The organism is Paracoccus caeni (genome assembly GCF_016629665.1).
Lineage (GTDB): Bacteria > Pseudomonadota > Alphaproteobacteria > Rhodobacterales > Rhodobacteraceae > Paracoccus > Paracoccus caeni.
The window spans coordinates 1227805-1241097 of the sequence record NZ_JAEPRQ010000001.1; the positions used below are offsets into that span (position 1 = coordinate 1227805).

The window sequence follows — 13293 nt, forward strand, 5'->3', positions numbered from 1 at the left end:
TTCCTACAACAAGGGAACGCGAGCGGGGCGGTGAACCGTTCCGTTAATAAAGGTCAGTTGACCTTCAGGGCCGGATTTAGCGGCGTCGGGCCAGCCATGCGCCCAGCCATAGACCGAACTCCAGAATCGCATAGGTGATGGCAAGCGTGATCAGCGTGGTGGTGGTCATTATCATCAGCGAAACTGCGGTGACGTCCAGCTCGAGGCCCTGCATCTCGTTGAGGTTGGACAGGCCGATAACGGTGATGACCAGAAAGACCCAATATGCTGCGATCACCAGCCAGCCGAGGATGGTGGACCAGATCGCGACACGTGCGCGTTGCTGTCGATCCGGCTGAGACCGGATTGCCGTTGCCCACCACGCGCCAAGCGCCGTTGCGACGAAGAGCGGGAAGATCAGCTCGACCGGACCGCTGAAGCCAATGGGTCGGCCAGCGGCGTATGCGAAGAGGAACAAGAGCGCGAGGCTGATGAGCGTCAGCAGAGTGACCAGTCGGACAGTGCCGGGCGCGCGTCCCACGCCGTCGGACGGTTCGTCATCCTGCCGGATGTTGCTGAGGAGGGCAGGCGGTTCTTCGTTGGCGACGGGTGAAAGCCCGCCTGTTGAAACGGCTTCTGGCGTTTTGACGCTGGGCTGGGCGATATGCTGCCCGACCACCAGCCCGAACATGCTGGCCAGCCACAGGCCGAGGAACTGCGCGAGGCCGATGATCAGAAAGGCGCCTGTCTTTCGGATGTCGCCGAACAACAAGCTGACAAGGCTTTCGGAGAAGCTCTCGCCTGAATAAGTGGAGCCGACGATCCCGACGAGCAGCAGAAATCCAAGCGCCGCAGGAACGGCAAAGCCGAATGCCATCCAGAATGCGATCTTTGCATGCTGTCGGATTGGCAGGGTTATCCGCACCTGCTGACTGTAGATGATACCGCAGATCAGTGCCGGAATGAGGATCGCAGGGACGATGCTCAGGATATTGGGCCAAAGCCCTGCGAACAGGAAGATCAGGCAATAGCCAAGAAAAACAAAGGCGAAGACCAGAGTGACAATCGGTCTTCGCGCCATGTCACAGTCCCAGCTTCTGCGCCACCAACTCGTTCACCGCGGCCGGATTGGCCTTGCCGCCGGTGGCTTTCAGAACCTGCCCCACGAACCAGCCCGCAAGTTTCGGATTGGCCTTGGCCTTTTCCACCTGTGCGGGGTTGGCGGCGATGATGTCGTCCACAGCGGCCTCGATCGCGCCAAGGTCGGTGACCTGTTTCATGCCGCGCGAGTCCACGATCTCGGCGGGGTCGCCGCCTTCGGTCCACAGGATCTCGAACAGGTCCTTGGCGATCTTGCCCGAGATGTCGCCTTTGGCGATCAGGTCGATCACGCCGCCCAGTTGCGTGGCAGAGACGGGCGAGGTTTCGACCGTCAGCCCCTCTTTGTTCAGACGCCCGAACAATTCGTTGATGACCCAGTTGGCCGCCTGCTTGCCGTCGCGGCCCTGCGACACGGCCTCGAAATAGTCGGCATTCTCGACCTCGGCGGTCAGCACGCCCGCGTCATATTCAGACAGCCCCATATCCTTCACGAAACGCGCCTTCTTGGCGTCCGGCAGTTCCGGCATATCGGCGGCGATGTCGTCCACCCAGGCCTGCTCGATCTCCAGCGGCAGCAGGTCGGGATCGGGGAAGTAGCGATAATCATGCGCCTCTTCCTTGGACCGCATCGAGCGAGTCTCGCCCTTGTCGGCGTCGTAGAGACGGGTTTCCTGCACGACCTTGCCGCCATCCTCGACGATGGCGATCTGGCGGCGGGCCTCGTAATCGATGGCGGCCTGAATGAAGCGCAGCGAGTTCATGTTCTTGATCTCGCAGCGGGTGCCGAGATGGCTGAAATCGCCGGTTTCCTGATAACGCTCGTAAGCGCCGGGCGCGCAGATGCTGACATTCACATCGGCGCGCAGGTTGCCGTTTTGCATATTGCCGTCGCAGGTGCCCAGATAGCGCATGATCTGGCGCAGCTTCGAGACATAGGCGGCGGCTTCTTCGGGGCCGCGAATGTCGGGGCGGCTGACGATCTCCATCAGGGCGACGCCGGTGCGGTTCAGGTCCACGAAGGACATATTCGGGTCCATGTCGTGGATCGATTTGCCGGCGTCCTGTTCAAGGTGAATACGCTCGATCCTGACGCGGCGGGCGATGCCGGGGCCCATATCCACGATCACCTCACCCTCGCCGACGATGGGGTGGTAAAGCTGGCTGATCTGATATCCCTGCGGCAGGTCCGGGTAGAAATAGTTCTTCCGGTCGAAGGCCGAGCGCAGGTTGATTGCGGCATTGATGCCAAGGCCGGTGCGGACGGCCTGCGCGACGCAGAATTCGTTGATGACGGGCAGCATGCCGGGCATGGCGGCATCGACGAAAGCGACGTTGGAATTGGGCTCGGCCCCGAAGGTGGTGGACGCGCCCGAAAAGAGTTTCGCGTTCGAGGCGACCTGAGCATGGACCTCTAGCCCGATGACCAGTTCCCAGTCCTGTTTCGCGCCCTGAATGACTTTGGGCTCGGGCGAGGTGAAGGTCAGATGGTCAAGCATGGCAATTCCCCGAACATGAGTGCCCTGCCTTCTAGGCGCTTGCGCCGGTCCGGGCAAGGGCAGGGGCCGGTCAGATCCGCATGATCCGGGCGATCTCTTCCAGCGCGTCGCGTTGGCGCGGGGAAAGGCCGTCGGCGCTTTGGCCGGTCGCGCTTTGCCCGACATCGTTCAGAACGGCCAGAAGCGTCTGAAACCCGGTCTGATCCAGCCGGTAAAGCCGCTTCGTCAGGCGCGGGATGGCGCTTTGCGGGCCTTTGCATTCACTGACCAGCCAGCGACCGACGATCATCAGCTCATCCGCGCGGGTGGCCGAGACATCGCAATTCTGCTGAAGCGACCGGGACAGCGCCTGATGCTGTTCCTGATTGGGCAGGGCCGAAAGCTCCATGAAGGCGACGCCAAGGGCGGCGATGGCAAGTTCGGGCTCTTCGACGCTTTCGACGGGGTGGATATTGGCACGACGGCGAAAGCCAAGGCGGCGCGCGGCAGAGACCACATCGCCCGCCATATCGGCCAGATCGCGGCTGACGTGCGCGGCGTTGCGGATGCGCCAGGCCCAGAAACCTGCAGCGGCCAGAAGGCCCAAAATTCCGATCAGAAACGGCATCAAAATCACCGAAGAAGCTGAAATCGGGTTTTTGTTAGCCGCGAACGCGGCACAGGTCAATCACGGGCCGGTGATCTTGCGGACCGGGTCGGGGGTCTTTAAGCCGGACCCCATTCGTCGCCGCAAATATTTTGAGTTCGGATTGATCCCATGAAACCCATTCACGCCGTCATCGGCCTTTGTCTCGCCATCGCCCTTGCCGGGCTTGCCTATTGGCAGTTGCGCGATCCGTGGAACGCAATGAATGCGCCGCAAGCCTTCGTCTTCAAGCACGCGCAGATTTTGCGGGCCGAGGATCGCAGCGTGCCGACCGATCTGGAAGAGGAATTCGGCTTCTTGCTTGATGTCCTCTACGAAATGCAACGCGCGGTGGCGGATGCGGGGGCTGAGGGTTATCTGCTGGCCGACCCCGACAAGGGCGTGGTGACGTTGCATCTTTCCGGCGTCGAGGCGACTGCGCCGTTTCCGCCTGTCGAAGGGTTTGTGGATTTTGATGTGACAGCGCTTGGCGTACCGCCGACGCGGATTAGTCGGAATGGCGCGGGCGCGATTATCGAGTCTGATTTCGACGGGATTGGCGATGGTCTTGTCATCTCGATGGATTTCGTGCCCGCAGCCGATGTTTCGACGCAGATGGCGCGGCAGAGCGCGCTTGCCGAAGAGCATGCGGCACGGATCGCGGCATGGCAGGACGAACTGGTCAGGGTCCGGGCACAGATCGCGGCGGGTCCGGAAACAAGCGGGGATCGCTGGCGCCACGTATTGCCGGGATGGCGGGCGACGGTCCTGCTGCCGGACTGGGCCAGCTTCGGCTACAGCCCCGACTTTCCCCGCACAGAGTTTCTGGACCCGGTGGATGAGCAGCGCAAGTTCATTACCTACGCGGCGATGCCCGGCAATGGGCAGGAAATTTTCGCGGCAGAGCGCGAGCAGATGCTTGCGCCGTCCCGCGACGGTGTCGAGGTTTTGCTTGATCAGCCAGATGCGACGATCGCCGCCCGGATCGACGCGCCCTATACCGGGGTCTTCCTGACCGCTGTTGAGGGGATCGACTATATCATTTTCGTTAGGACGCCCGATCTGACGATGATCCGCGAGGTCTGGGCCGTCGCGGAATCGCTGTCGGACGCGCCGCTTGCAATGAATGCGGCGCTGTCATCGGACTTTGACGCATTGGGTCGCATTCGCGAGCGCGGAACCTTGCTGGAAGTCTCCGAAGAGTTTCAGGATCGCTTTGCCGAGGCGGTGGCAAAGCAGTTTGCCGCTGACGCTCTCATCTCGCGTCTGCATCAGTTTACCAAGCACAGGTTGGACGAAGGAACAGGAGACGTGTTCGATCTCTGGGGCCTGTCGGACCTGATCTGCACCGTTGCAGCAGATGACGATGCACCGCTATCGACCTTGCACGAGGCGTTCATGCGCGATGACGCGCAGACACCCGACGCTGCCGGTTTTACTGAAGAGCATGCGGAATTTGTTCGCTCGGGCGCATTTCTGACGGGTGATCAGGGTACTATGGCACTCTTTCCCAAGATACCGCGTAGCGAAGCGCAATGGTTCGAGGACGGGCCGATGCGAACTGTCGGCAGCGAGGGGCCGCTTTACTACCTTTATCTCGCCCGTCCGGTTGGTCAGTTCCGGCAGGTCTGCCGTCTGGCCGGGGAAAACGCTCTGGGCGTTCGCGCGGCTGAGCAGATCGCAATGACTTTGCCAGTGCCCGATGTTGCGGAACAGCCGGATTGGGTCGTTCGGGACATGCGCCGTTACTGGATCGCCAGCGATTTTGGCTCGGGCCTTTATCAGGTTCTCACCGAGGATAATGGTGAAGAGAAAGTGGTGCTGGATTCGGAAGGCGAGCGGCTGATTGATCGCGAGTTTGGCTATACCTGGGATCTGCCGGAAATCGAAGCGTTCGAAGCTGGTTCGTCGTCGGAGAGTGTCGGGCTGTGGTCCTATGACGGCTTGCAGCTTCTGCCGGAAGAATTCTCCGATATTTCAGAACGAAAAGGTGAAGGCGGGCAGCCGCTGGTTCGCACGCGGCGCGAGGGCGGCGACGAATGGCAGGATTTTTCGGTCGAGGAACTTCGCCGGAAAGCTGGCGGTGAGTGATCGGAGGTCACGATCCTGTGGTGGCGATCCTGCCCTGCGGTGCGCCTGAAACCATCGGCGGTGGTGGAATCGGGTAGGTTGCTCGCCTGTTCTTCGGAAGCGCAGCTTTGGGGCAATACAGCGCGCTGATGGCGCAAAGGTGAGTGGTCGGGCAGGGATCTGGCCGGGGCCGGGCGGTTTTCGGCGGATTTCCGAGCATGGGCACGATGGTCGGCGGCGTGATCCTGCCGACAGATATCCACATGGCTTGCGGGATTTCGGGATCGGTCTAATGGCCTTGGATGACGAAACAACCCGACGAGAACCCCATGCTGAAAGCCCTGTTGCCATTGGCCGCCGTTGCGATGCTTGCCGCCTGTCAGATGACGGGTGAAGATCAGAAAGATACGGCAGAAGCCAAGGCGCAACAGATGGCGCTGGCACAGACCCCGCCGATGCGGTGGGGGTCGAGCGGATCGACGGAATGGACGCGGGCGACGCTGGCGGCGCTGGACCGCGAGGGCGTCACCATCATGTCGCGGGTGCCGGAAGACATCAACGCCTTCTGCCCGAACTATGCCGAGTTGAATCATACCGGGCGGCGCGCCTTTTGGGCGGGACTGCTGTCGGCGGTGGCCAAGCATGAAAGCACCTATAACCCGTCGGCCAGCGGTGGTGGCGGGCGTTGGCTGGGGCTGATGCAGATCGCGCCGGCGACGTGGCGGAACTATGACTGCAACGGCAATATCAAGAATGGCGGCGACAATATGGCCTGCGCCGTGCGGATCATGTCGCGGCAGGTCGAGCGGGACAATGCGGTTGCCCATGACGGCGACGGCTGGCGCGGCGTGGCCCGCGACTGGGCGCCGATGCGCAATTCCAGCAAGCGCGCCGATATCGCCGAATGGACCAGTCAGCAAAGCTATTGCACACCCGGCCAGCAGGGCTGATCGGGCACGGCACGAAGTCAGACGAGGGACGGAAAAGGCGGGGGATCAACCCCCGCCTTTTCTTTTGTCCTATGGAGGTTTTTCGGGGATCGGGAAGGCCGGGGGTTTTGCACCCCCGGACCCCCGCAGGATATTTAGGGACCGCTGCAGGGCAGGGGCCGCGTCAGGTAGTAATGAAATCGCGGACGAATTCGGTGGCGGGTTTCTCGCGGATGTCCTGCGGGCGGCCGATCTGTTCGATCCGGCCCATCGACATGACCACCACCAGATCGGCAAGCTCCATCGCTTCTTCCTGATCGTGGGTCACGAAAATGGTGGTCAGGCCGGTTTCGTCATGGATGTCGCGCAGCCCCTGTCGTAATTCCTTGCGGACCTTGGCATCCAGCGCGCCGAAGGGTTCGTCCAGCAGCATCATCCGTGGCTCGATCGCCAAGGCGCGGGCAAGGGCGACGCGCTGGCGCTGGCCGCCCGATAGCTGGCTGGGATAGCGGTCGCCGATCTGGGGAAGCTGGATCAGCTCCAGCAATTTGTTGACGCGGCGGGCGATCTCGGCCTTCGGCGGGCGTTCCTTGCGCGGGCGGGCGCGGAGGCCATAGGCGATGTTGTCGAACACCGTCATGTGCCGGAACAGCGCGTAGCTTTGGAAGACGAAACCGGCGCGGCGTTGCTGAACCGTCAGGCCGGTTGCGTCCTGCCCGTTGAAGAGGACGCGGCCCGAGGTCGGAAATTCCAGCCCGCCCAGGATGCGTAGAAGTGTGGTCTTGCCCGAACCTGACGGCCCGAGCAGCGCCACAAGCGCGCCCGAGGGGATCGACAGCGACACCGGGGTCAGTGCCGCCGTGGTGCCGAATTCCTTGGAGATGTCATCGATATCGATATGCATGGCTGGCCTCAGTGGCGTCTGGTTGCGGCAAGCTGGTCGGCATGACGCAGTTCCAGCGCGGTTTTCAGGGTCAGGGTGATCAGCGCGAAGCCGGTCAGCAGCGCCGCCATCGAGAAGGCTGCGACCGAGAGATATTCGTTGTAGAGCATCTCGATGGTGATCGGCATGGTTGCGGTCTGGCCGCGGATTTTGCCCGAGACGACCGCGACCGCGCCGAATTCGCCCATGGCGCGGGCGGTGCAGAGCAGCGTGCCGTAAAGCAGCGCCCAGCGGATATTCGGCAGGGTCACCGTCAGGAAGGTGCGCCAGCCCGATGCGCCAAGGGTCAGGGCGGCTTCTTCCTCGGCCCGGCCCTGCTCGATCATCACCGGGATCAGTTCGCGGGCGACGAAGGGGAAGGTCACGAAGACCGTGGCAAGGACGATGCCGGGGATGGCGAAGACGATCGGATAGCCCGATGCGACCAGCCAGCCGCCAAGTGCGGAATTGGCCCCGAACAGCAGCACGATGCACAGGCCCGCAACCACCGGCGAGACCGAGAAGGGCAGGTCGATCAGGGTGATCAGGAACGCCTTGCCGCGAAAGTCGAACTTGGTGATGAACCATGCGGCGGCGATGCCGAAGGCTGCGTTCAGCGGCACGGCGATGGCGGTGATGGTCAGCGTCAGCCGGATCGCCGATTGCGCGTCGCGGCTGCCAAGGCTGGCGACGGCGGCCGCCCAGCCCTGTTTCAGCGCCTCGGTAAAGACGGCGGCAAGCGGCGCGAAGACCAGAATGCCAAGCCCGCCCACCGCGAGCAGGATCAGGATGGCGCGGGCCAGCGGCGATTCATCATTGGCGCGGCGGAACCGGGCGGGATTGTTCGCGCGGGCGCCTTGCTGGGGGATGGTGGCGTCAGACATGGCCAATTCTCCGGCGGCTCCAGATCTGGATCAGGTTGATCGACAGCAGCATGGCGAAAGAGATCACCAGCATGGCGATACCGATGGCGCCCGCCGCGTCGTAGTTGAATTCCTCAAGCTGGATCACGATCAGCAGCGGGGCGATCTCGGTCTTGAGGGGGATATTGCCGGCGATGAAGATGACCGAGCCGTATTCGCCGACCGCGCGGGCCAGAGCCAGTGCAAAGCCGGTCAGCGCCGCCGGGGCCAGCATCGGCAGGATCACATGGCGCAGCGTGTGCAGGCGCGATGCGCCCAGTGTGGCGCTGGCTTCCTCGACCTCGGTTTCGATTTCTTCCACGACCGGCTGGACGGTGCGGGTCACGAAGGGTAGGCCCACGAAGACCAGCGCAAGGAAAATACCCCATTGGGTATAGGCGATCTTCCAGCCGATATCCTGCGCCAGCCCGCCAAGCACGCCGTTCGGCGCGTATAGTGCGGTCAGCGCGATGCCTGCGACTGCCGTCGGCAAAGCGAAGGGCAGATCGACCGCGGCATCGATCAGGCGCTTGCCGGGGAAGCGATAGCGCACGAGCACCCATGCCAGCAGCACGCCGAAGATCAGGTTGAAGAGGGCGGCGTAAAACGACAGCCGGAACGACAGGAACAAAGCCGCCCAGACCCGCTCGCGGTTCACCACCGCCCAGTTGTTGGCGATGCCGAAATTGGCGCCCTGCACAAGCAGCGCGCCAATCGGCAGCAGCACCACGATAGACACCATCGCAAGGGTGATCCCGGCCGAGAGGCCGAGACCAGGGATTGCGCTGCGCTGAACCAGAGGGCGCGCCATAGGGATCACTTCGCCGTATAGATTTGGTCGAAGATGCCGCCGTCACCGAAATGTTCCGGCTGGATTTTCTTCCAACCGCCCAGATCGTCGATCGAGATCAGGTCAAGCTCGGGGAAGCGGGCGACATCCTCGGCATTGGCGGCGCTGTCGTCCCATGCGCGGTAGTAGTGCTTGAAGGCCAGCGCCTGACCTTCGGGCGTGTAGAGGAAGTCCAGATAGGCCGTTGCCAGTTCACGCTGCGCGTCATTGGCGATATTGCTTTCGACCAGCGCCACCGGCGGCTCGGCCAGAACCGAGACCGAGGGGACGACGATGTCGAACTGATCGTCGCCCAGCTCTGCAAGTGCCAGATAGGCCTCGTTCTCCCATGCCAACAGGACATCACCGATGCCGCGCTGAGCGAAGGTCGTGGTCGAACCGCGCGCGCCGGTATCCAGCACCGGGACATGGGTGAACAACTCGCCCACGAATTCCTTGGGATCGCGGTCGTTCTTTTCGGCCCAGGCCCATGCCGCCAGATAGTTCCAGCGCGCCCCGCCCGAGGTTTTCGGATTCGGCGTGATCACCTCGACGCCCTCATTGACCAGATCGCCCCAGTCCTGAATGCCCTTCGGGTTACCCTCGCGGACGAGGAACACGATGGTCGAGGTATAGGGGCTGGAATTGTGCGGCAACTTGGTCTGCCAGTCCTCGGGCAGCTTGCCTGCTTCGGCGATCTTGTCGATATCCGAGGCCAGCGCCAGCGTCACCACCTGCGCATTCAGCCCGTCGATGACCGAGCGCGCCTGAGAACCCGAGCCGCCATGGCTGGTCTCGATCTGCGGGGCTTCGTTGCCGTCGGCGGCCCATTTCTCGGCGAAGGCGGCGTTCACGTCACGGTAAAGCTCGCGCGTCGGGTCATAGCTGACATTCAGCAGGCTTTCAGCAGTCGCGACGGCGGGCGCTGCGGTGATCGCCGCCAAGGCGATTGCGACAGCCGGAAGGCTGTTCTGCAACAGCCGGGCAAGCGGGCGGGATGTGGTCGGGTAGCCATTGTTGGCATGGGTCTTCGGCATTGTCTTCTCCATCAAGATCTTCGTGCCCTGCATCAGTGCTGTTCAGAAGCGGTGCGAGCGGGGCGATATGTCGGTGTAGCTGTCGCGAATACTGCCGGTTCGACAGGCATTGAGACCCGCACGCATCGACTGTGACTGCGCGGCGGCGGTCACCGGCTCGGCGCAGAAATCAAGTCCGGCGCGGAGATTGAACATCCAGATGTCCTGATCCGGGTTCAGCCGATTACGAAACCGGCGGAGCGTTCGAAGACCGATTGTCATCTCTGTCACACCCTTTCCTTGCATGGGATCTCATTGGCACAAATAACGACAGGGAAAGTCGTCTATTGCAACGGAAAAGAATCTGCAAAATTGGGGCGTGAAGGGGAATAATATTTCCTATGAGCGTGTTCAGAGAATGAAATGATGATCGTCCGAGTCGATTCGCGGCCATTTGGCGGCAATCGCGGCTTAGGCGCTATCAGCGTCGGACAGGGGCTGTATGCTTCGGTACGCAGGGGCTGGCTTGAACGATGCCGGGCCTCTGTGAATATTGTCGGATGGCGTTCATCCGGGCAGACCTGCAAAAATCAGTGGCGAGAGCATGAAACACGGCGATCTGAGATCCGTTGCCCATGACATTGCAGATTCACTGGCAAGCGGGGTCAGCCTGATGACGGGAGCCTATGATCTTACCATCTTTGACGACGCGGCGCGTTCCGAGGGTGGGATGCTGACCGTCGATCTTTTGTGCGGCAAGGTGGTCAATGGGCAGCCGTCGCGGGCACTGATCGACGCTGTGGCCCGTATCCCGGCGGAATTCGACCGTCTTTGCCGGGCGAGGGGTGCCTCAAAAGCTGATTGTCGGCGCGCAATGGCGTATTTCTATTACCGGCGGGTGGATCACGGGATCACGCTGGTTGTCGAGGATAGCCGGGGAAAGGTGACGGAAACCGATTATAGCGGTATTCCGGCCCACCGCGTGACCGAACTTGATGCGCTTGGACGGCGCAGGCGCAAGCCGGTCCGCAAGTCGTAAAGCAGGCCTGAATTGCGGGCGTTACGCGCCGACTACCTGATCCGCGATCAGTTCCGAACGAAGCATGTCTTCCAGCGACAGCGACTCGATCAGGATCAGATAGGACCAGAACACCTCGGCAAAGACCTTGCGGATGCGGCAGGTCGCCTCGTCCTTGCAATCCTCGCAACGCTGATAGGCGCGGCGGGACAGGCAGGGCAGCGGCGCGATAGGTCCGTCGATCAGCCGCAGCATTTCCGAGATCGAGATATCGGCGGGTTTCTTGATCAGCACATAGCCGCCCGAACGCCCCCGGATCGAGCCGACGACCCCGGCATTCCTGATCTCCAGCAGAATCTGTTCAAGGAAACGCTTCGGCGTGCCCGAGCGTCGCGCGATCGTCTCGATCGTAAGCGGGTCGGGCTGCTGTTTCGCGGCCTCATCGCCCAGCACCAACAGGGCCTTGAGGGCGTATTTCATCTTCTGAGTGATCATGATCCGAGACTAGGTTGCGCAATATCGAGAATCAATGTCGAGATTGAATTTCGACCACATGACACACCGTCTGAGTGGATGAAACAGCACAGTTTTCTGCGCCAGGGCAGGGCGAAAGAAAAACTCGATAAAGACAGTAGACATTTTCTCATTCGTCGGCATGCTGAAGCGCGCCGAAGGAATCGACTGATGACACAACTAGACCTGATCGACCGAAAGATCGTTGCCGCCCTGATGGAAGACGCGACACTGCCGATTGCGCAGATCGCGGATCGTGTAGGCTTGTCGCAGACGCCGTGCTGGAAACGTATCCAGAAGCTTGAAGCGATGGGCGTTCTGACCGGGCGTGTGGCGCTGGCCGATCCGGGGAAGCTGGGCTTCGGCCTCAGCGTTTTCGTGGGGATCGAGGCGGCCGACCATAGCGCCGAATGGCGCGACAGTTTCATGGCCGCGATCGACAGCCTGCCCGAGGTGATGGAAGCCTATCGCATGGCGGGCGAGATGGATTATCTGTTGCGGGTCTCGGTCCCGGACATGGCGGCGTTCGACGATTTCTACCGTCGCCTGACCAACGCGCTGCCGATCAAGAACGTCACCTCGCATTTCTCGATGGAGCGGTTGCGGTTCACCACCGCCTATCCGGTCAATACGCGCGACAGGTAAGGCCGGTCTAGTTCAGGATCGGCACCTGCGGTTCTGCATCGTCAAGCCGAAGGTGCAGCCCGTCGCGGTTGAAGAACGCCCCCTCGCGGATCAGGGTCCGGTCGCCATTCAGCGCCCGGACCAGCGCATCCAGCCTGTCGCGGGCAAGTGCGTCCTCAACCAGACCGTCGCGATCCGCAAGGAACATGGCGACCGCGTTCCACGACACGCCTGCAGCATCGAAATGCGCTGCCATGTCGGGCCATGTGATCTCATCCCCGATCACATGCAGATGGGTCGAGCGCAGCAGATCCACCCGACCATCCCCAATGCCGATCAGCACGATCAGCAGGGTAAAGCCGTCCGTCTCGGCATAGGTGGCGCGCAGCCAGTCGTCGAAATCGGTGTCGTTCATTGGGCCTTCACACTTGCTTTGGACGGCGTTTTGACGGGGGTTATCTCAGGGACGCGCAGGTGAGCGAAAAGATATAAGACCAGCCGCTCTGGGCAAGGGTTCTGTTCGCTGTTTTTCCAGACGTGTCGTCGGTCTGGTCCGGCGAAGGGCCACCTGAATCAAAAAGGGCCGCCAGAGATTGGCGGCCCTTTCGATCTGACCGGAAGCGGTCAGACAAATTCTTGCTTATGCAAGCGCGAGGTTCTCGGCGCTTTCGCGGCCATCGCGGCCAGCCTGAACGTCATAGGTCACTGCCTGACCGTCGTTGAGGCGGGTAAGACCGGCGCGCTCAACAGCGGAGATGTGCAGGAACACGTCTTTTCCACCGTTTTCCGGAGCAATGAAGCCAAAGCCTTTGTCGGAATTAAACCATTTCACGGTGCCATTAGCCATCGTGTTATTCTCCATTTTGACCACCCGCGGGATTGCGGTGGGACGGATCAGTCGATCAAAAGCAGACTGAGGCCCGTAGGAGACAGCGCAGATAAAAGGCATCACCAGCGCTTCCTAGCACGACTGGAAAGATTTGAACAGGGTTTCGCCGTCACGATTGGGTCGGTGCGTCTGCCGGACAGCGCGAAACCGCTACCTGACCTACGGGCGAGTGATGGAGGCGTCCCCCGTATGTTTCCGGCCTATGTCCGAGGTGAAGGCCGCTCCGAGCGCTGCCGCAAGCATGCAAATCCGAACAGTTCAGCTAATTCTGCTGAAAATCTGGCGGAAGGGAATGGGAGTCGAACCCACCCGGGACAGGCTCGCTGCCCCAACCGGTTTTGAAGACCGGCCGCCCCACCGGGGACGATTCCCTTCCGTTA

The 13293-nt window shown here is 61.7% G+C and carries 15 protein-coding genes and 1 tRNA gene; 4 read left to right on the top strand and 12 right to left on the bottom strand.

All coding sequences use genetic code 11. From position 1 onward, the window contains the following. Positions 1-76: 76 nt before the first annotated feature. From JJJ17_RS05890 to JJJ17_RS05900, 3 genes are all read right to left on the bottom strand, one after another. Positions 77-856: a hypothetical protein gene (locus JJJ17_RS05890; RefSeq protein ID WP_200684450.1), complete on the bottom strand. Its 780-nt coding sequence runs from the start codon at positions 854-856 to the stop codon at positions 77-79. A 205-nt stretch (positions 857-1061) separates the two neighbouring features. Beyond that, positions 1062-2576, bottom strand: coding sequence for an Asp-tRNA(Asn)/Glu-tRNA(Gln) amidotransferase subunit GatB (gene gatB / locus JJJ17_RS05895; RefSeq protein WP_200684452.1), 1515 nt, complete (start codon positions 2574-2576; stop codon positions 1062-1064). A 70-nt stretch (positions 2577-2646) separates the two neighbouring features. Next, positions 2647-3183 (bottom strand): hypothetical protein, encoded by a 537-nt coding sequence (locus tag JJJ17_RS05900; RefSeq protein ID WP_200684454.1) that lies wholly within the window; start codon positions 3181-3183, stop codon positions 2647-2649. A 150-nt stretch (positions 3184-3333) separates the two neighbouring features. On the opposite strand from JJJ17_RS05900, the gene JJJ17_RS05905 reads away from it, so the two are divergent. Beyond that, the gene (locus JJJ17_RS05905; RefSeq protein ID WP_200684456.1) at positions 3334-5292 is read left to right on the top strand and encodes a hypothetical protein; all 1959 of its coding nucleotides are present in this window, start codon (positions 3334-3336) and stop codon (positions 5290-5292) included. A gap of 281 nt (positions 5293-5573) precedes the next feature. Further along, positions 5574-6221, top strand: a complete 648-nt coding sequence (locus JJJ17_RS05910) for a transglycosylase SLT domain-containing protein (protein WP_234463886.1) — start codon at positions 5574-5576, stop codon at positions 6219-6221. Between the two features lie 163 nt (positions 6222-6384). Here JJJ17_RS05910 and JJJ17_RS05915 read toward each other — a convergent pair whose 3' ends face one another. Genes JJJ17_RS05915 through JJJ17_RS05935 form a run of 5 tightly spaced genes read right to left on the bottom strand, consistent with a single transcriptional unit; the run spans position 6385 to position 10160 of the window. Further along, positions 6385-7104 carry a sulfate/molybdate ABC transporter ATP-binding protein gene (locus tag JJJ17_RS05915; RefSeq protein WP_200684457.1) on the bottom strand — a complete coding sequence of 240 codons (720 nt, stop codon included), beginning with the start codon at positions 7102-7104 and terminating at the stop codon, positions 6385-6387. 8 nt (positions 7105-7112) lie between these two features. Further along, positions 7113-8006, bottom strand: coding sequence for a sulfate ABC transporter permease subunit CysW (gene cysW, locus JJJ17_RS05920; protein WP_200684458.1), 894 nt, complete (start codon positions 8004-8006; stop codon positions 7113-7115). Further along, on the bottom strand, positions 7999-8835 hold the full coding sequence (cysT, locus tag JJJ17_RS05925; protein WP_200684459.1) for a sulfate ABC transporter permease subunit CysT: 837 nt from the start codon (positions 8833-8835) through the stop codon (positions 7999-8001). Before cysT ends, cysW begins: the two co-directional genes overlap by 8 nt. 5 nt (positions 8836-8840) lie before the next feature. Continuing rightward, on the bottom strand, positions 8841-9890 hold the full coding sequence (locus tag JJJ17_RS05930) for a sulfate ABC transporter substrate-binding protein (RefSeq protein WP_200684460.1): 1050 nt from the start codon (positions 9888-9890) through the stop codon (positions 8841-8843). A gap of 42 nt (positions 9891-9932) precedes the next feature. Then, positions 9933-10160 (bottom strand): hypothetical protein, encoded by a 228-nt coding sequence (locus JJJ17_RS05935; protein WP_200684461.1) that lies wholly within the window; start codon positions 10158-10160, stop codon positions 9933-9935. Between the two features lie 313 nt (positions 10161-10473). Here JJJ17_RS05935 and JJJ17_RS05940 point away from each other — a divergent pair, with 313 nt between their 5' ends. Further along, a complete protein-coding gene (locus JJJ17_RS05940; protein WP_200684462.1) occupies positions 10474-10908 on the top strand; it encodes a hypothetical protein in 435 nt (144 codons plus the stop codon). Positions 10909-10929: 21 nt separating this feature from the next. Here JJJ17_RS05940 and JJJ17_RS05945 read toward each other — a convergent pair whose 3' ends face one another. Further along, positions 10930-11382: an Rrf2 family transcriptional regulator gene (locus JJJ17_RS05945; RefSeq protein ID WP_200684463.1), complete on the bottom strand. Its 453-nt coding sequence runs from the start codon at positions 11380-11382 to the stop codon at positions 10930-10932. 189 nt (positions 11383-11571) lie between these two features. Here JJJ17_RS05945 and JJJ17_RS05950 point away from each other — a divergent pair, with 189 nt between their 5' ends. Continuing rightward, positions 11572-12045 (top strand): Lrp/AsnC family transcriptional regulator, encoded by a 474-nt coding sequence (locus tag JJJ17_RS05950; protein ID WP_200684465.1) that lies wholly within the window; start codon positions 11572-11574, stop codon positions 12043-12045. A gap of 7 nt (positions 12046-12052) precedes the next feature. Here the strand turns inward: JJJ17_RS05950 and JJJ17_RS05955 are convergent, their stop codons facing one another. From JJJ17_RS05955 to JJJ17_RS05965, 3 genes are all read right to left on the bottom strand, one after another. Then, positions 12053-12439 carry a hypothetical protein gene (locus JJJ17_RS05955; RefSeq protein ID WP_200684467.1) on the bottom strand — a complete coding sequence of 129 codons (387 nt, stop codon included), beginning with the start codon at positions 12437-12439 and terminating at the stop codon, positions 12053-12055. Between the two features lie 225 nt (positions 12440-12664). Continuing rightward, positions 12665-12871 (bottom strand): cold-shock protein, encoded by a 207-nt coding sequence (locus tag JJJ17_RS05960; RefSeq protein ID WP_200684845.1) that lies wholly within the window; start codon positions 12869-12871, stop codon positions 12665-12667. Between the two features lie 322 nt (positions 12872-13193). Further along, a tRNA-Sec gene (locus JJJ17_RS05965) sits at positions 13194-13289 on the bottom strand. Positions 13290-13293 lie beyond the last annotated feature (4 nt).

Coding starts and splice junctions, on each gene's coding strand:
- cysW (WP_200684458.1), bottom strand. CDS start 8,006: ATGTCTGACGCCACCATCCCCCAGCAAGGCGCCCGCGCGAACAATCCC.
- JJJ17_RS05960 (WP_200684845.1), bottom strand. CDS start 12,871: ATGGCTAATGGCACCGTGAAATGGTTTAATTCCGACAAAGGCTTTGGC.
- cysT (WP_200684459.1), bottom strand. CDS start 8,835: ATGGCGCGCCCTCTGGTTCAGCGCAGCGCAATCCCTGGTCTCGGCCTC.
- JJJ17_RS05945 (WP_200684463.1), bottom strand. CDS start 11,382: ATGATCACTCAGAAGATGAAATACGCCCTCAAGGCCCTGTTGGTGCTG.
- JJJ17_RS05915 (WP_200684457.1), bottom strand. CDS start 7,104: ATGCATATCGATATCGATGACATCTCCAAGGAATTCGGCACCACGGCG.
- JJJ17_RS05900 (WP_200684454.1), bottom strand. CDS start 3,183: ATGCCGTTTCTGATCGGAATTTTGGGCCTTCTGGCCGCTGCAGGTTTC.
- JJJ17_RS05955 (WP_200684467.1), bottom strand. CDS start 12,439: ATGAACGACACCGATTTCGACGACTGGCTGCGCGCCACCTATGCCGAG.
- JJJ17_RS05910 (WP_234463886.1), top strand. CDS start 5,574: ATGACGAAACAACCCGACGAGAACCCCATGCTGAAAGCCCTGTTGCCA.
- JJJ17_RS05930 (WP_200684460.1), bottom strand. CDS start 9,890: ATGCCGAAGACCCATGCCAACAATGGCTACCCGACCACATCCCGCCCG.
- JJJ17_RS05940 (WP_200684462.1), top strand. CDS start 10,474: ATGAAACACGGCGATCTGAGATCCGTTGCCCATGACATTGCAGATTCA.
- JJJ17_RS05890 (WP_200684450.1), bottom strand. CDS start 856: ATGGCATTCGGCTTTGCCGTTCCTGCGGCGCTTGGATTTCTGCTGCTC.
- JJJ17_RS05950 (WP_200684465.1), top strand. CDS start 11,572: ATGACACAACTAGACCTGATCGACCGAAAGATCGTTGCCGCCCTGATG.
- gatB (WP_200684452.1), bottom strand. CDS start 2,576: ATGCTTGACCATCTGACCTTCACCTCGCCCGAGCCCAAAGTCATTCAG.
- JJJ17_RS05905 (WP_200684456.1), top strand. CDS start 3,334: ATGAAACCCATTCACGCCGTCATCGGCCTTTGTCTCGCCATCGCCCTT.